18 protein-coding genes are annotated in these 18,372 nt (G+C 62.6%); 5 read left to right on the top strand and 13 right to left on the bottom strand.

Going from position 1 to position 18,372, the window contains the following annotated elements; genetic code table 11:
• Positions 1–243 precede the first annotated feature (243 nt).
• Complete coding sequence (locus NKH73_RS11445) at positions 244–1,119, bottom strand: SDR family NAD(P)-dependent oxidoreductase (protein WP_352931303.1); 876 nt, start codon at positions 1,117–1,119, stop codon at positions 244–246.
• 84 nt (positions 1,120–1,203) lie between these two features.
• On the opposite strand from NKH73_RS11445, the gene NKH73_RS11440 reads away from it, so the two are divergent.
• Complete coding sequence (locus NKH73_RS11440) at positions 1,204–1,545, top strand: RraA family protein (RefSeq protein ID WP_352931552.1); 342 nt, start codon at positions 1,204–1,206, stop codon at positions 1,543–1,545.
• Here NKH73_RS11440 and NKH73_RS11435 read toward each other — a convergent pair.
• Positions 1,542–1,943 carry an ester cyclase gene (locus NKH73_RS11435; RefSeq protein WP_352931550.1) on the bottom strand — a complete coding sequence of 134 codons (402 nt, stop codon included), beginning with the start codon at positions 1,941–1,943 and terminating at the stop codon, positions 1,542–1,544. The genes NKH73_RS11440 and NKH73_RS11435 overlap by 4 nt on opposite strands.
• A 323-nt stretch (positions 1,944–2,266) precedes the next feature.
• On the opposite strand from NKH73_RS11435, the gene NKH73_RS11430 reads away from it, so the two are divergent.
• From NKH73_RS11430 to NKH73_RS11420, 3 genes are all read left to right on the top strand, one after another.
• Positions 2,267–2,674 carry a hypothetical protein gene (locus tag NKH73_RS11430; RefSeq protein WP_352931301.1) on the top strand — a complete coding sequence of 136 codons (408 nt, stop codon included), beginning with the start codon at positions 2,267–2,269 and terminating at the stop codon, positions 2,672–2,674.
• 165 nt (positions 2,675–2,839) lie between these two features.
• A complete protein-coding gene (locus NKH73_RS11425; protein WP_352931548.1) occupies positions 2,840–3,658 on the top strand; it encodes an aldo/keto reductase in 819 nt (272 codons plus the stop codon).
• A 102-nt stretch (positions 3,659–3,760) separates the two neighbouring features.
• Positions 3,761–4,420 carry a DUF6064 family protein gene (locus NKH73_RS11420; RefSeq protein ID WP_352931299.1) on the top strand — a complete coding sequence of 220 codons (660 nt, stop codon included), beginning with the start codon at positions 3,761–3,763 and terminating at the stop codon, positions 4,418–4,420.
• A 225-nt stretch (positions 4,421–4,645) separates the two neighbouring features.
• On the opposite strand, the gene NKH73_RS11415 is transcribed toward NKH73_RS11420, so the two are convergent.
• From NKH73_RS11415 to NKH73_RS11380, 8 genes are all read right to left on the bottom strand, one after another.
• Positions 4,646–5,287 (bottom strand): ThuA domain-containing protein, encoded by a 642-nt coding sequence (locus NKH73_RS11415; RefSeq protein ID WP_352931297.1) that lies wholly within the window; start codon positions 5,285–5,287, stop codon positions 4,646–4,648.
• A 151-nt stretch (positions 5,288–5,438) separates the two neighbouring features.
• Positions 5,439–6,353, bottom strand: a complete 915-nt coding sequence (locus NKH73_RS11410; RefSeq protein ID WP_352931295.1) for a TIM barrel protein — start codon at positions 6,351–6,353, stop codon at positions 5,439–5,441.
• A 56-nt stretch (positions 6,354–6,409) separates the two neighbouring features.
• The gene (locus NKH73_RS11405) at positions 6,410–7,180 is read right to left on the bottom strand and encodes a glycerophosphodiester phosphodiesterase family protein (protein WP_352931293.1); all 771 of its coding nucleotides are present in this window, start codon (positions 7,178–7,180) and stop codon (positions 6,410–6,412) included.
• A gap of 28 nt (positions 7,181–7,208) precedes the next feature.
• Positions 7,209–8,090, bottom strand: coding sequence for an ABC transporter permease (locus NKH73_RS11400; protein WP_352931291.1), 882 nt, complete (start codon positions 8,088–8,090; stop codon positions 7,209–7,211).
• A gap of 11 nt (positions 8,091–8,101) precedes the next feature.
• Entirely contained in the window at positions 8,102–9,028 is a 927-nt protein-coding gene (locus NKH73_RS11395) for an ABC transporter permease (RefSeq protein ID WP_352931289.1), read from the bottom strand.
• A gap of 11 nt (positions 9,029–9,039) precedes the next feature.
• Positions 9,040–10,020 carry an ABC transporter ATP-binding protein gene (locus NKH73_RS11390; RefSeq protein WP_352931287.1) on the bottom strand — a complete coding sequence of 327 codons (981 nt, stop codon included), beginning with the start codon at positions 10,018–10,020 and terminating at the stop codon, positions 9,040–9,042.
• Complete coding sequence (locus NKH73_RS11385) at positions 10,017–11,030, bottom strand: ABC transporter ATP-binding protein (RefSeq protein WP_352931285.1); 1,014 nt, start codon at positions 11,028–11,030, stop codon at positions 10,017–10,019. The genes NKH73_RS11390 and NKH73_RS11385 overlap by 4 nt, the downstream gene beginning before the upstream one ends.
• Before the next feature lie 91 nt (positions 11,031–11,121).
• Complete coding sequence (locus NKH73_RS11380) at positions 11,122–12,750, bottom strand: ABC transporter substrate-binding protein (protein ID WP_352931283.1); 1,629 nt, start codon at positions 12,748–12,750, stop codon at positions 11,122–11,124.
• A 366-nt stretch (positions 12,751–13,116) separates the two neighbouring features.
• On the opposite strand from NKH73_RS11380, the gene NKH73_RS11375 reads away from it, so the two are divergent.
• A complete protein-coding gene (locus NKH73_RS11375) occupies positions 13,117–14,055 on the top strand; it encodes a sugar-binding transcriptional regulator (RefSeq protein ID WP_352931281.1) in 939 nt (312 codons plus the stop codon).
• A gap of 11 nt (positions 14,056–14,066) precedes the next feature.
• Here the strand turns inward: NKH73_RS11375 and NKH73_RS11370 are convergent, their stop codons facing one another.
• The 3 genes from NKH73_RS11370 to NKH73_RS11360 form a co-directional block, all read right to left on the bottom strand.
• The gene (locus NKH73_RS11370) at positions 14,067–14,402 is read right to left on the bottom strand and encodes a hypothetical protein (RefSeq protein WP_352931279.1); all 336 of its coding nucleotides are present in this window, start codon (positions 14,400–14,402) and stop codon (positions 14,067–14,069) included.
• 208 nt (positions 14,403–14,610) lie between these two features.
• Positions 14,611–15,786 (bottom strand): acetate/propionate family kinase, encoded by a 1,176-nt coding sequence (locus NKH73_RS11365; protein ID WP_352931277.1) that lies wholly within the window; start codon positions 15,784–15,786, stop codon positions 14,611–14,613.
• The gene (locus NKH73_RS11360) at positions 15,786–18,197 is read right to left on the bottom strand and encodes a phosphoketolase family protein (protein ID WP_352931275.1); all 2,412 of its coding nucleotides are present in this window, start codon (positions 18,195–18,197) and stop codon (positions 15,786–15,788) included. The genes NKH73_RS11365 and NKH73_RS11360 overlap by 1 nt, the downstream gene beginning before the upstream one ends.
• Positions 18,198–18,372: the final 175 nt, after the last annotated feature.

The following is an 18,372-nucleotide window of genomic DNA, read 5'->3' as shown; positions in this document are numbered from 1 at the left end:
GACCCGTGCCGGAGCACATCGCCGCTCTCCCAGGCATCGAGTGCGACGCCTGCCGATCGTCGCAGAGCTCGAAGGATTTCGTATCGTTAAGGCCGGATAGGAAAGACTGAAAGGCGACTTTCCGGGAGCTGCTTCTCCAATCGATCCACCGCCGCAGCGTTCATGCATTCAGGCAGGTCGGCCCATGCCGCGAACGCGCACCGGCAACGAGCAACGCAGTTCGGAGGCGCGGAAGTGGGTATGCTATTGGACTTTCATGATGTCTTTGTTGCGGTTGCCGTCATGTGAATGGTGCAGGCCAAGCGTGATAGGCGGCGGCGCGGTGACCTCGCCCTTCGCCATCGCGCCGACCGCGCCCTTGGCCGGCGTGATGCCGCCATCGACCAGCCAGACGGCGCCAGTGACGTAGCTCGCTTCGTCCGAGGCTAGGAACGCATAGACGTTGGCAACTTCCTCCGGCGTACCGCGACGGCCGAAAGGCACGGCCGTGATCAGCGCCTTCTCGACTTCTTCATCGACGGCACCAGTTTCCTTGTGCGTCCAAGCCGTATCGATCGGACCCGGGCTTACGCAATTGGCGCGTACGCCGTATTGCGCCTGCTCGACGGCGACGCCTTTCATGAAAGCGTGCAGGAAACCTTTGGTACCGCCATAGACAGTGTTCCGCGGCTGGCCGTTGACGCCGCCTTCCGAGCCGGCGCTGATGATGGCGCCGCGGGTTTTGCGGAGATAGGGCAAGGCGTATTTCGTCATCAGGAACGCCGAGCGAACATTGCAGCGGATATGCTCGTCGAACTTGTCGATCGGCATTTCATCAGTTTCGGCGTTGACGAGCAGAACGCCTGCATTGTTGATGAGCACGTCCAGCCGACCGAAACGGTCCACCGCAGCAACCACGCAATCGCGCGCCTGAGCTTCATCGGAGACGTCGGCTGCAAAGGCGATTGCGTCGCCGCCATCGTCCAGGATTTCAGCGACAATGTCCTCAATCGGGTCATCGGGCAGACCGTTGACGACAATTTTGGCGCCCTCGCGCGCGAATTTGAGGCAGATCGCTTCGCCGATGCCGGTTCCGCCGCCCGTTACGATCGCGACCTTGTCTTGCAGCTTACCATTCATGGCGACCTCCATCCTTGGAAGTAGAACCCCAGCGGCAGGTTGTGGTTCCATTGGCCTCCTTGAGAAGCCGACACTTCAAACAAAATAAGTCCGGGGGCCAAGGAGCTCGACATCGGAATCTGGGTAAAGGGCGTCACGCCCAATTACCACGCACAGACGAACATCATCCCCTTCGCCGCCAATGTGCCGATCGCCTGCGGCAACGCGCTGGTCATGCCTGGCGTCATCATCGTTGCCGACGATGACGGCGTCGTCGTCGTGCCGGTCGCGCTGGCGCCGAAACTCATCGAAAGCGCGAGCGAGCATGTCGAGTGGGAGGAATTCGCGCGCTACCGGCTGTCGCAGGGCGGCGACCTCAGGAAGTACTACCCCCTGACGAAGGAGGTGGAGAAGGAATACCAGGCCTGGCGCAAGCAACAGGGCTAGGCTCGGAATCCATCGAGCTGCGCTTCGATAGCCGCCTTGTCTATAACCGACCATACTTGCACGATCTTCTCGCCGCGAAATTCATAGAACACATTCTCGGCGAAGGAGACCCTCTTCCCGTTCACATCGAGGCCAAGGAACGTTCCCTTTGGCGTGCAATCGAAGTCCAACCGGCTCGCTATGTAAGGCGGATCGGAAACAAGCATCTGGATGTTGAAATAAAGGTCCGGGATTTCCTCGAAGTCTTTCTCCAGCATCTCGCGATAGCCGGATAATCCGATCCGCCGGCCGTTGTGGACCGCTTCATCATGAACGAACTGTCCCAGCTTCGGCCAGTCCTGCGCGTTCAGGCAGGCAATGTAGTCCCGGTAGATGTCGGAAAGGTTGCTCCTTGTCACAGCAATTGCTCCTATCTTCTGCAAGGCCCTGCTGCAAAGCCAGTACCCCGATGCAAGGCCGGCGTTCCAGTTGAACCTGGCGGCGCGCAGATCGCCCCACAACCGATACTAGCTGTCAATGTCCAAGCGACCGGCGCGACAACGACATCGTGAAGTTGTGCAGGTTGACTCGATTGTCCGCTTGCCTAACTAGGATGGCGGGGCCAGCGCAAATCATCACAGTCGGTATGATATTTTCCAGCATCCGAAAGCCTGTCCTTCTCGTTTTCTTGGCCGGCAGTTTCATCGTGTCTTCCTGCGTCGCCCCTGACGACACGTCGACCATGTCGAAGGAAGACGCAACGACGGCGGCAGCCCGCAAAGAGATGGTCGGTCTTAGCGAGGCGGACGTTCGAATGTGCGCCGGCTTTCCGACTGCCACCGCTGATGCGGGCGGATCAGGCCAGATCTGGACTTATCAGCGTACCGTTCAACGCGGCAATCTCAACGTCGTGATTCCAACTTTGGCGGTGGGTGCTATTCCGACCGTCGGAGGATCCGTCAATGTCAATCCTGGCGGCTACTGCAACACGCAAATTCGAATGCTCGATGGCCGTGTTGCCGAGGTCGCCTACGCTGGCGACAACAATACGACGAACCACCGCGATGCGCTCTGCGTCAGCACGGTAGACGCCTGCGTGAAATATGCCCGCCAGCGCCATCAAGTCAGGACAGGGGCGGCCTCCAGGTAGGTCGGCCTTGCGAAGGCAGGCCTCCGAAACCATTCTTGTGGTTCGGGAATACAAGGACGGCAGACGATGATCATCACCCGCAGGACATTCGTGAAGGCTGCCGCCACTTCCGGAGCGGCTTTCGTGTTGCCTGGAACCGCGCCCGGCGCGCCGCCTGCGCCGGTGATGCGGGCCGTGCCCTCCTCGGGAGAGATGATCCCCGCAGTGGGGCTCGGCACCTGGATCACCTTCAATGTCGGCGACGATCCGGTGCTGCGCGACGAATGCGCCGAGGTGATCGCGGCCTTCTTCGCGGCAGGCGGCCGCATGATCGATTCCTCGCCCATGTACGGCTCCTCGCAGCCGGTGATCGGCTACGGCCTGGAGAAGCTCGGCCAGCCCGAAGCGCTGTTTTCGGCCGAGAAGGTCTGGACCTCCTCCGCCACCGACGGAGCCGGGCAGATCGAGCAGTCGCGCCGCTTCTGGGGTGTGCCGCGCTTCGACCTCATGCAGGTCCATAACCTCGTCGGCTGGGAGACGCATCTCGAAACCCTGTTCGCCATGAAGGCGGACGGGCGCATCCGCTATGTCGGCATCACGACGTCCGAAGGACGACGGCATGATTTGTTCGAACAAATCATGCGCGCGCATCCGCTCGATTTCGTGCAGCTCACCTACAACGTCGTCGACCGCGAGGCGGAGGAGCGGCTCCTGCCGCTGGCGGCCGAGCGCGGCATGGCCGTCATCGTCAACCGGCCGTTTCAGCAAGGCGCGCTGACGCGCCAACTCGAAGGCGAGACGCTGCCGGACTGGGCCGCCGAGATCGGTGCCGGGAGCTGGGCGCAGTTCATTCTAAAATTCATCGTTTCGCACCCCTCCGTCACCGTCGCCATCCCCGCCACGACCAGCGTCGACCATGTGCGCGAGAACATGATGGCCGCGACCGGTCCCCTCCCCGACATGGCCATGCGCGAGCGGATGGCGGCCTACATCAGGGACCTCTAAGCAGGCATTCGTGGGCTGGCCCACGAATGCCTGCTTAGATTCTGTTGTTTGTCGCAGGTTCTTGTCGCAAAACCGTGCGACACTTTTGCGGAACCTGCTTAGATGTCGGAATGGTGGACCTACCGGCTGGAGGATTTCCTGCTCTTCTCGCCGCGCGTCTACTGGCGCATGTTCGAGTTGCATAATGCTGCATTCTGGCCGCTGCATCTCCTGACGCTCGCCAGCGGCCTTGCCATTGTCCTGCTCATGCTCAGGCGGCCGCGTCGCCATGGTCTCTGGATTGCGCTCATCCTCGCCGCGCTCTTTGCTTCCGTCGGCTGGTCCTTCCTGTGGAGCCGCTATGCCGTGATCAACTGGGCTATCGCTTACGTCGCGCCGGCCTTCGGCCTGCAGGCGCTGCTGCTGGCGATCGGCGGCGCACACGGCGGCCTTGCCTTTGACCGGCGCGACATCGCAGGGCGGTTCGGGCTGCTGCTCATAGCTGTTGGCCTCGTCGTCTATCCCCTGCTGCCGCCGCTCTTCGGGCGGCCATGGGCGAGCGCCGAAATCTTCGGCATCGCGCCGGACCCGACGGCGATCGCGACGCTCGGCGTCCTGCTTGCAGCAAGCGGACCCGTGCCGCTGCTGTTTCCGATACCGCTGCTGTGGCTGCTGCTCAGCGGCTTGACGCTCCATGCCATGGGCGATCCGCAAGCCTGGCTGCCACTTCTGGCAGCGGCCACCACTGTCGCTGCCTTGGCCATGCGCCGCATTGCCCGATGATGCGATCGGCATTTGCTCTGGCAAGAAACGTGAGCTCGAGCTCGCGAATCAGTTGACAGGTGACGGCAGTTATGCTAGGAATTTATTCATGGTGTTGATTTGCGCCAAAGACCCGCCGCCGAGGCGGGTTTTTTGTTTCCAGGTTTCGACGCCATCCTTCACAAAGCTCCTAGACCAGATCTGATGGCGTGGCAGGATTCCCGGCATAGCCGATCGTCGGGGCTCTCAGCGCGACGCCCACACCAGCCCGCGACGAAATATCGTTCGCATCTCAGGCACCGCAAACTCCTTGGCGACGTGGCCGAGCGCCGAATAGAACACCCTTCCCTTGCCGTGCCGGCGCTTCCAGACGACCGGCATGACCACGCCGTCTATCCAGGACGCATGCTCGCCGGAGAAGGTGGTGGTCGCCAGCACCTCATTCGACGGGTCCACATGCATGTAGTACTGCTCGGAACGGTACGAGAAATCATCGATGCCGTTCATGATCGGATCGTCGCGCCTGGTGATGTCGACCTGGTAGTCGATGATGTTGCCTGGGTGGGCCACCCACTGGCCGCCGCACATGAACTGGTATTCCGTGGCCTCGCGAAAAGCGTCGCACATGCCGCCATGATAGCCGCCAAGGCCGACACCGCCCTCGACTGCCTTTGTCAGGTTGAGCTCCTCGTTCTTGGCAAGCTTGGCCATCGTATAGATCGGGACGATCAGGCTCAGATCGGCGATCGCTGGGTCGGCGAAGATCTCGGTCGTGGTTTCGACGCGCACGTCAAACCCTTCCTCTTGGAGCATCGTCTTGACGACCCGCGCGCCTTCTTCCGGCTCGTGTCCGTCCCAGCCGCCCCACACGATCAGCGCTTGCCGCATGTCCTCTCCATCAATTGGCCTCATCGCCGAACGAGCCATCGCCGGCCGGCCGATCCGGCCCGGCTGCTCCTCAATTCAACCTATGCCAACGATACCCAGACAGTCCCGACCGTTGCAACGTCCTTCAGGCCAAAATCAAATGAACGACCGATCACTCGGCTGCCATGGAACTGCACGTGCCGTTCAGCGCCATCAGGCGTTTGGCGCGTTCGAGGCTGGCTGGCTGCTCGCTGCGGTAGCGTTCGCCGATCTCCATCATCAGCACCGTTCCCGGCAGGAACTCCAATTCGCCAAAGATCTCCTCCCAGGCGATGTCACCCCAGCCGAGCGGCATGTGCAGGTCGCCGAGACCCAACGCAGTCGCTTCCTGCAGAAAGTAGGGCTTGTAAAAGCCCTGTGGCCGCCCGAAGGAATCGTGGACATGCAGATGCCCGGCCACCGGCGCCATGGCACGGATCTGCTCGCGGAAGTTCAGTCCGCGATAGGTCGCTTCGAGATAGGCATGGCTGAAGTCGATCAGCGCGACCAGATTGGGATGGTTCACGGCCTTGACGGTCTCGGCCACTTCCGCCGGCGTCTGCCGATATTGCCCCGGTTCCGCGGTGAAGATGTTCTCCAGCGCGATGCGCACGCCATAGGGTTTGGCGAATTCCGCCAGTTCGGACAGAGCCTCGCGCTCGCGCCGGTCCGCATCCGCGCGCAAGAGCGGCTGGTCGGCGCGCAGGAAGCCGCCGTGCTGGACGAGGATACGGGCGCCGATCCGGTCGCAGACCTCGACCAGCGCCTTGGCCGCCTCCAGCTGGTACCTGCAGGTGGCTGGGTCCATGAAGTTGGAGGAGACAAGGCCATGAACCGTGTAGCGGAAGGAGAATGCGCCGGCCAACGCCACGAGCCTGTCCGCTCTTTCCCTGATGATACGGCCGCCCGCGATAAGATCGATGCTGGTGAGCGCAAGCTCGACGGTGTCGACGCCGATATTTTCAAGCCGGCGAAGATCGGCTTCAAGGCTGTCCAGCTCGCCGTCGCGAGACTGCGCGTTGAAGCCGGTTGCGATAAGATTGCTCATTTGTCTTGTCTCCAGGTTGGGCCAGATTGGCATCGTTGTGTGGCCGATCGGTGCGATCAGGCCGGATTGGTTTCGAGCGGTGCCGCCGTCATCATGGCGGAGCGCAAGGCGATGGCGAGGTCCGGGCGGTCCGATGTCAGGCGGCCGATCCGCCGTTCCAGCCAGTGGCGGATCGTCGCCTCCTCATTCACCGTCCACACGCAAAGCCGGTCGAGCGGCAGCGCGGCTCGGACCAGTTCCCACTGCGCCTCCATCAGCTCGTGATGGATGGCGACGATGTCGACGAGGCCGTCGACGCGCGCAAGGAATGCCGCCAGGCCGCTCTGTCTATCAGCCCAGTCCGCATTGACGGAGACGAGGCGCGCGACCTCAGGCGCGTGGCGCCGGCAGTCTTCCAGAACCGAAATGTCGAAGGACGTCAGATGCGTCCTGTCCTCAACGCCGAAGCGACGAAGCGCCTCGGCGACGCGCCGGGCAATGTCGGGATAGGGCGTGCCGGTTTCGTCGATCTTGATCTCGACATGCAGGTCCGGTCCGTCCCTGGAAGAAAACACGGTCAGCACGTCCGCCAGTGTCGGGATGGGTTCGTCCGTGCCTTTTAGCTTTACCCCTGCCCGCACCTGCGGCGTCAGCTTACGCACCGGCCCAAAACCTTCCGTCGTGCGTTCAAGCGTCGCGTCATGGATGACCACGAGCTCGCCCGTCTCCGTCAGGTGGACGTCGAATTCGATGGCGTCGACGCCGAGCTCCAGCGTGTTGCGGAAGCCGGCAAGCGAGTTCTCGGGCCACAGATTGCGGGCGCCGCGATGGCCGGTGATCAAGGTCATAGACGTCTCCTCGGATTGCTGGAACATCTCACCGCACCGTGGGATCGAGCCTGTCGCGCAGCCAGTCTCCGACCAGCGAGATGGACAGCGTGGTGAGCATGATGACTAGGGCGGGCGCCAGCATGATCCACGGCGCGCGGGTCAGATATTCGCGGCCGAAGCCGACCATGTTGCCCAGGCTGGTCTCCGGCGGCTGGACGCCGAGGCCGAGGAAGGACAGGCCGCTTTCCATCAGGATGATCTCGGGAAAGGTCAGCGTCATCGAAACGATCAGCGTCGAGGCGACATTGGGCAGGATGTGGCGCAGGTAAACCCGCGCCGGCGTGGCGCCGAGCTGCACCACCGAGGCTGCATAGCCCTGCGCGCCTGCCGAGATGGCAAGGCCGCGCGCGATGCGCGCATAGCGCTCCCAGCCGTAGAAGCCCATCAGGCAGACCAGCAGCACCATGGAGGAACCGAAGAAGGCCAGCACCGCCAGCGACATGATGAGAAACGGCAGGGCCGCCTGAAAGTCGGCCAGCGCCAGCACCAGATGCTCGACGAAACCGCGGAATTGCGCGGCGGCGAAGCCGAGCGCCGTGCCGAACACGGCCGAAAGAAGCGTCGCCCCGAAGGCGATGACGAGCGAAAGGCGGATCGACTGGATGAGGCGCGAGAGCACGTCGCGGCCCAGTTCGTCGGTGCCCAGCAAGTGCTTCATCGTACCGGGATGCGAAAGCCGGCTGGTGAGATTCATCTGCGTGATCCCATAGGGGCGGATGCGATCGGCGAATATGGCAACGAGCACCATCGCGGCCAGCCACAGGATTCCCAGCCCGACGCTCAGCGGTACGTTGCGGCGGATGGACGACAGGAACCCAGCCCTTTGCCTCGCGTTTGGCCGTGTGGTCGCCGGATAGATCGAAGCCATGCCGGTTCTCCTCAATGGCTCGCGGGCGAGCGCAGGCGCGGGTCGAGCCAGCCGTAGAGCAGGTCGACGGCGAGGTTCGACACCACCATGGTGGCCGCGACGACGAGCAGGATGCACTGGACGACGGCGAGGTCGCGATTGCTGACCGAAACGATCAGCAGCCTGCCGATGCCTGGCCAGGAGAAGATCGATTCCACCACCACCGCGCCGGCGATCAGCGAGCCGACCATGAAGCCGACGATGGTCATGATCGGCACGGCTGCGTTGGGCAGCGCATGGCCCCACACCACGTCGCGCCATTTCACCCCCTTGGCCGATGCCGTGCGGATATAGGGCTGGCCCATCACCTCGATCATGGCGCTGCGCGAGAAACGGGCGAGTATGCCTATGCCGCCTACGCTCATGGTGAGCGTCGGCAGGATGCCGTGCAGCCATGTCTCCTGACCGCCGGAAGGCAGCACGCCCAGCGTCACCGAAAAGATCAGCACCAGCAGCAGGCCCATGACAAAGGAGGGGATGGTGAAGCCGAGGATCGCCAGCAGGATCACGCCGCGATCGGCGAAGCTCTGGCGGTGCAGCGCCGCATAGACGCCGGCCGGAATTCCGATCAGCAGCTTCAGGATGAGCGCCGGAACGGTCAGTTGCAGCGTGGCCGGCACGCGCTCCAGCACCAGTTGCAGCGCGGGAGCCTTGTCGCGCATCGACACGCCGAAATCACCGGTGAAGATCGACTTGAGGTAAGCCAAATATTGAATCCAGACCGGTTGGTCGAGACCCCACGACTTGCGGAACGCGTCGATGACGGTTTGCGGAACGTCCGGCCCCAGCATCACCTCGGCCGGGTCCCCCGACATGCGCAGCACGACGAAGGCGAAGGTCATCACCGCAAGGATGGTGATGGCGGCCCTCATAACGCGCACTAGAACGAAACGGATCATGGCGGGCTCCGTCAGGCGGCCATTGCGGCGTTGTCCGACACGACATGACAGGCGGCGGTACGCCCCTTCTCGATCTGCCGCAGCGCCGGCGTTGTCGTGCGGCAGACGTCGCGGGCGACGGGGCATCGCGGATGAAAGGCGCAGCCCGACGGACGTGCGGCCGGATTGGGCGGCTCGCCCTGCAGGATGACGCGCCCCTCCAGTCTCTTGCCGGGGATCGGCATGCTGGAAACCAGCGCCTTGGTGTAGGGATGCCGGGGCGACTGGAAAATCACGTCGGATGAGGCTTCCTCGACGATCCTGCCGAGATACATGACGGCGACACGGTCGGCCAGGTTACGCACGACCTTCAGGTCATGGCTGATGAAGATCATGGCGATGCCGTTCTCTTGCTGCAGGTCGCTCAACATGTTCACCACCTGCGCCTGGATCGACACGTCAAGCGCGGAGACCGGCTCGTCGCACACCAGGAGTTTGGGCCGAGCAGCCAGCGCACGCGCGATCACCGCCCGCTGGCGCTGCCCGCCGGAAAGCTCATGCGGATAGCTGCCGGCCTGGTCGGGGCGCAGGCCGACGGCCGCCATCAGCTCCTCAACGCGACCGGCGCGGCTTTCCCTGGACCCGATCTGATGGATGTCCAGCGGCTCGCCGATCTGGGTCGCGATCGTCTGCCGGCGGTCGAGTGCGGCCAGCGGGTCCTGATAGACAAGCTGCATTTTGGCGCGCAGCGCCCGCCATTCCGGCGTGCCAAGCCTTGGCATCGGTTGCCCTTCGAAACGCACCTCGCCGCCCTGCGCCGGATCGATGCCGAGCAGCATTCGTCCGAGCGTCGACTTTCCCGAACCGGACTCCCCGACAATGCCTAGCGTTTCGCCGGGGAATACCGACAGCGAGATATCCTCCACAGCGCGAACAAAGCTAGGACGGGAGAAGGGTCCGTGCCTGAGCGCGTAAATGCGCACCAGCTCCTTTGCTTCGATCAGCGGCGTCATTGCAGCAAATCTTCAGGGACCCTGCGGTCGGCCTTGCCGACTGCGGCTGGCCCGATCGGGTGCGCGCAGGCGAGCTTGCGGCCATACTTTTGCGCCAGGAGGGAGGGTGGCGACGTCTCGCAGAAAGCGGTGACGCGCGAGCAGCGCGGCCCAAAGGCACAGCCCTTTGGCAGGTTCTTCGGGTTCGGCACCGTGCCCGGTATCGGGATCAGCCGCCGGCGAGGACCATCGATGCGCGGGATCGCATCGAACAGGCCGCGCGTATAGGGATGGCGAGGGCTGGAAAACAGCTGCGCGACCGAGCCCTCCTCTACGATTCGGCCCGCATACATCACGCAAACCCGTTCGCAGACCTGCGACACCGCGCCGAGGTCATGGCTGATGAACACCAGCGCCATGCCGGTCTCGGCCTGCAGCCGGATCAGGAGGTCGAGAATCTGGGCCTGAATGGTCGCATCGAGCGCGGTGGTCGGCTCATCCGCGATCAACAGATCCGGTTCGCCAGCCAGCGCCATGGCGATCATCAGGCGCTGGCATTGTCCGCCGGAAAATTCATGTGTGTAGAGATCGAAACGGCCACGGGCATCGGGAATGCCGACCATGTCCATCAGCCTCAATGCCTCGGTCTTCGCTGCCTCACCCCGGAGCCCCCGATGGATGGCCAGCGCCTCGGTGATCTGGCGGCCGATCGACAGGACCGGGTTGAGCGAGCTCGACGGGTCCTGGAAGATCATGGCGATCCGCCCGCCCCGCACCTGCTCCAACGTGCTGCGTGGGCTGCCGCATAGTTCGCGGCCCTCGAGGCGCACTGAACCGGTCACGCTTGCTTTCCCGGGCAGCAGGCCGAGCGCCGCCAGCCATGTGACCGACTTGCCGCATCCTGATTCCCCGACCAGGCCGAGCGCCTCGCCGCGTGCAACATCGAGATCGATGCCGTGCAGCACCTGCACGCCGTCGAACGCGATTTTTAGGTTGCGCAGTTCCACCAGATTGGCCGTTGCAGCTGTCATCGCCATCCGCTTCCGCTCTCCCGAAGGACCTCATGAAAAGAAAAAGCTCCGGCGGGACGTTTCCCTGCCGGAGCGGGTTCATGGCGAACGGTCAGCTTGCCCAGTTGGTGGAGCGGAAATCCATGGCGAAGGCGGGTGCGGCCTTCCACTTCAGCGACGATTTCATGCCGGTGAACACCGCGTTCTGGTGAAGGATCTGATAGACTGGATCCTCGCGCTCGCAGATTTCCAGCATGCGGGCGAAGGCCTTCTTGCGGGCGGCGTGGTCGGTGCCGGTTTCCAGGATCGCGGCCATCTGATTGGCCTCGGCATTGGTCCAATCCTTCTTCTGCTGGACTTCGCCATTCGGACCGTACTGGTTGACGATGCCGCCAACAGGATCGTTGAAAGGGCATCCGGCCGACCAGTCACGCACGCCCTTCACGCCGGCCGGGTCGTGGATCTGCGCCCAGTTTTCCTTCATCTCGATCTGCACGTTGAGACCGACCTGGTTCCACATCTCGACCATGATCTGGCCGTTCGCAGTCTGGTTCGTGTAGTAGTTGTCGAGCAGGCGGAAGGGGATCGCGTCGCCCTTGTAATTGGCCTGCTTCAGCAGCTCGCGCGCCAGGTCGGGATTGTAGTCCGGCACCGTCCAACCCTGCACGAACATGTCGTCATAGTAGGGGAACTGCAGCCCGGCCGGAACCGTCGTCTGGCCCGCCCACAGCGCGTCAATGATCGCCTGGCGGTCGATGGAATGGGTCATGGCGCGGCGCACCAGCGGGTTTTCGAGTATCGGATTCTGGGTGTTGAATACCGAAACCCTATGATTGAGAATCGTCGAGCCCTGCACCTCGAAGCCGGGGGCACCCTGAACGGCGGGAATCTGGTCGGGCGGCAGGTCACAGGCAAAGTCATACTCGCCTGACAGAAGCCCGTTGACGCGCGAGGCGACCTCCGGAACCTCGACAAAGCGGATCTGCTCGAGCGGCGGGCGACCGCCCCAATAGTCGTCGAAGGCCACGAGAGTGAGCGACACGTCCGGCCTGAAGTCGCCGACCGAATAGGGGCCGGTGGTGACCGGCTTGCGCGCCCAGTCGACATAGTTCGCCGCCTCGTCCCAGGCACGACGGTTGGCGATCTGGCTGCCGAAGGCATAGAGGCGGCCCTCCAGCGTCACATCCGAGGTTGCGTTGTGGAAACGCACCGTGTGTTTGTCCACCGCCTCGACGCCGGCGAGCCGGGGCCACAGCCGGCGGCCGATGCCGGGTATCGTGGCAGGCAGTTCCTTCGGCGTCGCGGGTTTGTGGTCATCCTCGAAGATCGTCTTGCCGCCGACCGGCTGCGTGTCGCCGAAAACGCGCTGGGCCGAGAAGCTGAACACCACGTCATCGGCGGTCAGCTCATCGCCATTGTGGAACTTCACGCCCTGACGCAGCTTGAGCTCGACAGTCTTGTCGTCAATGCGCTTCCACTCGGTCGCGAGGCCGGGAACCGGGCCCTGGTTGCCCATCCAGTCGCGCAGGATCAGCCCTTCCCAGAAATTGGGGAAGAACACCCGCTCGCCGACATTGGATTGTTCGTTCCATATATCGAGCGTGTTGTTGTTGGTGATCTTCTGCACGGCGATGGTGACTGACGGGCGCGCGCCCTGACCGATCGCGAAGCGCGGCAGCACCATGCTGCCTGCGGTTGCACCGAGGATACCAAGCGCGCCGCGCCGCGTGAGTGAAAACATCGGAATCTCCTTTGCGAGAATGGCAAGTGTGGCCAAAGCAATCTGGCCGGTTCTACGTTCAGCACTGTGTCTGTTTCGTAATGGACAGATGAATTATTTGTGACAATCCGCAATTATGTATTTAGGTATAAAGTATTCATACCGATTTATCCTAGATATCCATGGCAAATCCTGCCCAGATCAAGAGCATCTATCCAAGTTGATCTATTCCTGTTTAATCTGCTATCCGGCTGAAACGGCCATGATTTTCCTGCTGGCAATCGACCAATCAGCCGGAAACAGATCGCCGGTATTTGTAAGTTACAAATGCTACACCAGTGTGACGTTTGTAACCGAAAGCGGCCACGGCACGAGGGGGAAGAGCGCATGGACCAGCAGGAGCTGATGATTAGGGCGGCATGGCTCTATCATGTCGAGGGCCTGACGCAGGCTGAGATCGGCGAGCGGATGCATCTCACCCGCCGCAGGGTCAACGAGCTTCTCGCCGCAGCACTTGAGGAAGGGATCGTGCGTATAGGCTTCAGCTCGCCGCTAGCCGCCAATATCGAGATCGAGGGTGAACTGCGGAGCCGGTTCGGCCTGCAGGATGCCGTCGTGGTGCCGACGCCGGGCGATCCCGGGCTGGTGCACTCGGTCATTGGCCGGGGCGCGGCCGCCTATCTGGATAGGCTGATCCAAAGCCGCAAGCCTGCCTCTATCGGTGTCGGCTGGGGGGCGACGTTGCGGGAAACCGTACGGCACATGACGGCCGTCAGCGAGCAGCAGATGGAGATTCGGTCCATGATGGGCGGACTGACGCGCGGCCTGGAGATCAACACATTCGAGATCGTCCGCGGCTTCGCGCAGGTCCTGGGCGCGCAATGCTGCTATTTCGCGGCACCGATCTACGCGGAGAGCCCGCAGTCGCGCGAGGCGATCATTTCCCAGTCGGTGTTCCAGAGGATATTCCCTCGCACCTATGATGTGGATGTCTCCTACCTGAGCGTCGGAGACGTATCGCGGCAATCGCTCCAGGTCCGTTACGGCCTGCCTGAGGGAACGGATGCGCAAGATCTTATCGCCGCCGGCGCCGTCGGCGACCTCCTGGGCCGCTATCTCGATGCCGAAGGCAAGCCTGTGGACCACCCTCTCAACGGTCAGGTGCTTTCGCCGGAACTCGACGACTATCGCAACATTCCCTGCCGCATCATTGGCTCAGGCGGGACGCACAAACATGCCATTCTTCTAGCTGCGGCACAGGCCGGGCTGGCGACCGTGATCGTAACGGATGCCGACAGCGCAAAAGCCATGCTTGACACCCGATAGGCTCGGCCGGCCTAGAACCACCGCCGCTCGGGCTCGGAACTCTTTGCAATCGCAATTCCCAAGAGTACACCGAGCACGCCGCCAAACACCATCGCCGAAGAGACCGTGCCTGGGTTCTCCTGGACAGTTTCAGACACGGTGTGCGCCTGGCTGCGCAATTGCCGGGCTGCGCGCGAGGCCCGTTCGGCGGCGCTATCGTACCAGCCCTGTGCCTCCTCGGCTTGGTCGGAAAGGGTCCGATTTATTTTGCCGATTTCGCGGCGAAGCTCGGCGATCTGCTTCTTCATCGCATCTTGCGCTTCGTTTGCCGCCTTTGAGGCGCCTGCCGTGCTGGTGGTTTCGGCCATTGGATTTCTCCCTTTGGTAATCGGATCCCGCATTGGTAACCAGACAGGGAAACGACCGCGGCGGCGCAGGGTTCCTTGCCTTAGAGCGACATGCGTCCAGTTGGACGCACAAAGTACGCTCTAGCGCTTTGAATCTGCGCATCGTGCTTTCCGAAAATCGGTTCCGATTTCGGGCCGATGCGATAGAAAACAGCGGCCGTCGATTGCGCTAGCGAGCAATCCCTTGCACGCATGTGTGGCGAGCAATGATGCTCTCCTCGTCGGTCGCGACGACGCGTATTTCGACCTTGCTGCCCGGTCGGCTTATGATCTCGGCATGCGAGACATTGGACGGCTCGTCAATCGCCACGCCAAGCCAGTGGAGCCTTTCGCATATTGCCTTGCGGACCGGCGCCGAGCGCTGGCCAATGCCGGCGGTGAACACGAGGCATTCGAGACCGCCCAAAGTGTTGGCGAGCGCGGCAGTCTCCCTTGCGGCCCGGAACGCAAAAAGGTTCACCGCTTCGCGGGCGTGGGGATCGTCGCTCGCCTCCAGCGCACGCATGTCGCCCGAGATGCCGGATATTCCGAGCAGCCCGGATTCCTCATAGAGCATGTGCTGCAGCGCCTCCCCCGAGACGCCTTTTTCCAGGATCAAGTACAAAAGCACGCCCGGATCGATAACACCGCAACGCGTGCCCATGACCAGGCCGTCGAGCGCGGAAAAGCCCATCGTCGTATCGACGCTTCTCCCGTCGCGCATCGCGCACAGGCTCGCTCCGTTGCCGAGATGGGCGACGATCGTCCGCTTCGCTGCAAGAGCGGGCGATATCTGCTTGAGCCGCCCGGCGATGTACTCGTAGGAAAGACCATGAAACCCGTAGCGGCGGATTCCGTCCGCATCGTATCTGCGCGGCAGCGCGAAGCGGCTCACGATCGGATCGATCGTCTGATGGAAGGCTGTGTCGAAGCACCCGACCTGCGGCAGGTCCGGCCGCAGCGCTGCAAGTGTCCGGATCGGCGCGAGACTGCGGGGCTGGTGCAGCGGAGCAAGCGGCGTCAGCCTGTCCAAGGCGTCGATCACGTCAGGCGTCAGACGGACGGGTTCGACGAACTCGCGCCCGCCATGCACGATGCGGTGGCCAGCGGCCACCAGCTTCCTGCCGCCAAGCTCGCTCTCGATCCAGTCGAGCAACGCGTCGATGCCAGCATTGCGCGCGTCTGCGGCAAGCGGCCGATCACACTGCACCGTTCCGTCGGCCGCTTTCGCGCTGAGCCTCGGTGCATCGCCCAGATCCAGCGCACCACGCGAGACGAGTTGCAGTTCTGCGGAGGGTCCGAGGTCGTACAGTCCGAACTTGATGCTGGAGGAGCCGGTGTTCAGTGCAAGAATTGCCTGTCGCATCAATCGCCAGCCTTCGTCGCACTGTTCTCAGGCCAGTTCCAATTCTGAATTTCGGGCATGTCTTCGCCATGCTCGCGGACATAGGCCTTGTGCTCCACCAGCTTCGCTTGCAGTTCTGCGGCAAGGTCTTCTGCTCGTTCGGCGAGCCCCGGCACGTGTTTGATCGCGGCAAGCGCCAGGTGGAAACGGTCGAGTTCATTGAGCACGACCATGTCGAACGGCGTCGTCGTGGTGCCTTCCCCGCGAAAACCGTGCACATGCATGTTGTCGTGGTTGGCGCGTCGGTAGGTCAGCCGGTGGATGAGATAGGGATAGCCGTGATAGGCGAAGATGACCGGCTTGGCCTTGGTGAACAGCGCGTCGAAATCCTCATCGGCAAGGCCATGCGGATGCTCTGAATTCGACTGCAGCGTCATCAGGTCGACCACGTTGACGACGCGAACCTTCAGCTCCGGAAGCGCCGAACGCAGAATGTCGGTGGCAGCGAGCGTCTCCAGCGTCGGCACGTCGCCGGCGCAGGCCATCACCACATCCGGATCCTCGCCCGTTGCAACCGTCCCGGCCCATGCCCAGATCCCTGCCCCCGCCCGGCAATGCGTTTCTGCGTCTTCGACAGACAGCCATTGCGGCGCTTGCTGCTTGCCGGCGGTGATCACGTTGATGCGGTTATAGGTTCTCAGGCAATGATCGGTGATCCAGAGCAGCGTGTTGGCATCCGGCGGGAAATACAGCCGGACCGTATCGGCCTTCTTGTTGGCGACGAAGTCGGCAAAACCGGGATCCTGATGGCTGAAGCCGTTGTGATCCTGCCGCCAGACATGGGAGGTCAGCAGATAGTTGAGTGAAGCGATCGGCTTGCGCCAGGCGAGCTCGCTGGATGTCTTCAGCCATTTCGCATGCTGGTTGACCATGGAATCGACGATGTGGATGAACGCCTCGTAACAGGAGAACAGACCGTGGCGGCCGGTCAGCAGATAGCCCTCCAGCCAACCCTGGCAGAGATGCTCGCTGAGCACCTCCATGACCCGGCCGTCCCTGGAGAGCTGGACGTCATAGGGCTCGATCCGCTGCATCCAGACCCGGTCCGTAACCTCGAATACGTCGTCGAGGCGGTTGGAGGATGTCTCATCCGGTCCCATCAGCCGGAAATTCCTGGCCTCCGCATTCAGGCGTATGACGTCGCGGAGATAGCTTCCTAGAACCCGCGTCGCCTCGGCTCTGGTGCCTCCCGGACGCGGCACATCGAGCGCCAGGCCTTTCCAATCGGGAAGCACTAGGTCGTGCTTCAGTAATCCGCCATTGGCAAAGGGGGTTGCGCCCATGCGCTTGGACCCGGTTGGCGCGAGCGCCGCCAGGTCTGGAAGCAGACGCCCGCTGTTGTCGAACAGCTTTTCCGGTTCGTAGCTCCGCATCCAGTCTTCGAGGATCTTGCGGTGCGCCTCGTTGCCGCGGGCATTCGACACCGGCACTTGATGCGAACGCCAGAAATCCTCGACCTTCTTGCCATCGACCTCCTTCGGTCCGGTCCAGCCCTTCGGGCTGCGCAGCACGATCATCGGCCACAGCGGGCGCTCTCCCTGCCAGTCCGATTCACGGGCACGCTTCTGGATCGAGCGGATTCTGTCGAGCGCCGTGTCCAGCTTCGTGGCCATCAACCGATGCATGGGAATCGGCTCATGACCTTCGACGAAAAATGGCTCGTAGCCGTAGCCGGCGAACAGGCTCCGCAATTCCACATCATCCATCCGGGCTAGGATCGTCGGGTTGGCGATCTTGTAGCCGTTGAGATGCAGGATCGGCAGCACGGCGCCGTCGGATGCCGGGTTGAGGAACTTGTTGGAATGCCATGCCGCCGCGAGCGGTCCGGTCTCCGCTTCGCCGTCGCCAACGACGCAGGCGACCACCAGATCGGGATTGTCCAAGGCCGCGCCGAAAGCGTGGACCAGCGCATAACCCAGTTCTCCGCCTTCATGGATCGAGCCGGGCGTTTCGGGCGCCGCATGGCTGGGTACCCCACCAGGGAAGGAGAATTGTCGGAAGAGTCTTCTCAGCCCGTCTTCGTCCTGGTCGATTTCGGGATAGATCTCGCTGTAGGTGCCCTCGAGCCACGTGTTCGCGACCATCGCCGGGCCGCCATGACCGGGGCCGCAGATGAACAGAAGGTCGAGATTACGTTCGCGGATGACGCGGTTCAGGTGGACATAGATAAAGTTGAGGCCGGGCGTCGTGCCCCAATGGCCGAGCAGCCGCGGCTTGACGTGCTCGGCTTTCAGGGGCTCGCGCAGGAGCGGATTGTCGAGGAGGTATATCTGGCCGACCGAAACGTAGTTTGCGGCGCGCCAATAGCGGTCCATGAGACTGACCTGGTCAAGGCCTGTTGGCTGTGCGGTGGTCCGAGCCTCGTCATTCATCGAAACGTCTCCAGAATGCGTTCGCCCGTCGGTATCTGGAGTGATATCGGCCCGAAGAAAGGATTTTCGCGGAAATAAGTTCGGCCGGAGCCGCCGTCGCGCCCGCCAGTCGCTCTTTTGCAGGAACCTGGAAGCTCGCCAACGGTTAAGGAGACGAGCCGCCAAAATGAGATCA

Source organism: Mesorhizobium sp. M0938, assembly GCF_040319125.1.
Lineage (GTDB): Bacteria > Pseudomonadota > Alphaproteobacteria > Rhizobiales > Rhizobiaceae > Mesorhizobium > Mesorhizobium robiniae.
The sequence above is the reverse complement of the archived record's forward strand: the minus strand, read 5'-3'. Positions and strand labels throughout refer to the sequence as shown.

Bases quoted from the DNA above. Each gene is read 5' to 3' on its own strand.
- NKH73_RS11380 (WP_352931283.1), bottom strand. From the start codon at position 12,750: ATGTTTTCACTCACGCGGCGCGGCGCGCTTGGTATCCTCGGTGCAACC.
- NKH73_RS11425 (WP_352931548.1), top strand. From the start codon at position 2,840: ATGCGGGCCGTGCCCTCCTCGGGAGAGATGATCCCCGCAGTGGGGCTC.
- NKH73_RS11390 (WP_352931287.1), bottom strand. From the start codon at position 10,020: ATGACGCCGCTGATCGAAGCAAAGGAGCTGGTGCGCATTTACGCGCTC.
- NKH73_RS11375 (WP_352931281.1), top strand. From the start codon at position 13,117: ATGGACCAGCAGGAGCTGATGATTAGGGCGGCATGGCTCTATCATGTC.
- NKH73_RS11365 (WP_352931277.1), bottom strand. From the start codon at position 15,786: ATGCGACAGGCAATTCTTGCACTGAACACCGGCTCCTCCAGCATCAAG.
- NKH73_RS11420 (WP_352931299.1), top strand. From the start codon at position 3,761: ATGTCGGAATGGTGGACCTACCGGCTGGAGGATTTCCTGCTCTTCTCG.
- NKH73_RS11400 (WP_352931291.1), bottom strand. From the start codon at position 8,090: ATGGCTTCGATCTATCCGGCGACCACACGGCCAAACGCGAGGCAAAGG.
- NKH73_RS11405 (WP_352931293.1), bottom strand. From the start codon at position 7,180: ATGACCTTGATCACCGGCCATCGCGGCGCCCGCAATCTGTGGCCCGAG.
- NKH73_RS11370 (WP_352931279.1), bottom strand. From the start codon at position 14,402: ATGGCCGAAACCACCAGCACGGCAGGCGCCTCAAAGGCGGCAAACGAA.
- NKH73_RS11445 (WP_352931303.1), bottom strand. From the start codon at position 1,119: ATGAATGGTAAGCTGCAAGACAAGGTCGCGATCGTAACGGGCGGCGGA.
- NKH73_RS11385 (WP_352931285.1), bottom strand. From the start codon at position 11,030: ATGACAGCTGCAACGGCCAATCTGGTGGAACTGCGCAACCTAAAAATC.
- NKH73_RS11395 (WP_352931289.1), bottom strand. From the start codon at position 9,028: ATGATCCGTTTCGTTCTAGTGCGCGTTATGAGGGCCGCCATCACCATC.
- NKH73_RS11415 (WP_352931297.1), bottom strand. From the start codon at position 5,287: ATGCGGCAAGCGCTGATCGTGTGGGGCGGCTGGGACGGACACGAGCCG.
- NKH73_RS11410 (WP_352931295.1), bottom strand. From the start codon at position 6,353: ATGAGCAATCTTATCGCAACCGGCTTCAACGCGCAGTCTCGCGACGGC.
- NKH73_RS11430 (WP_352931301.1), top strand. From the start codon at position 2,267: ATGTCGAAGGAAGACGCAACGACGGCGGCAGCCCGCAAAGAGATGGTC.
- NKH73_RS11360 (WP_352931275.1), bottom strand. From the start codon at position 18,197: ATGAATGACGAGGCTCGGACCACCGCACAGCCAACAGGCCTTGACCAG.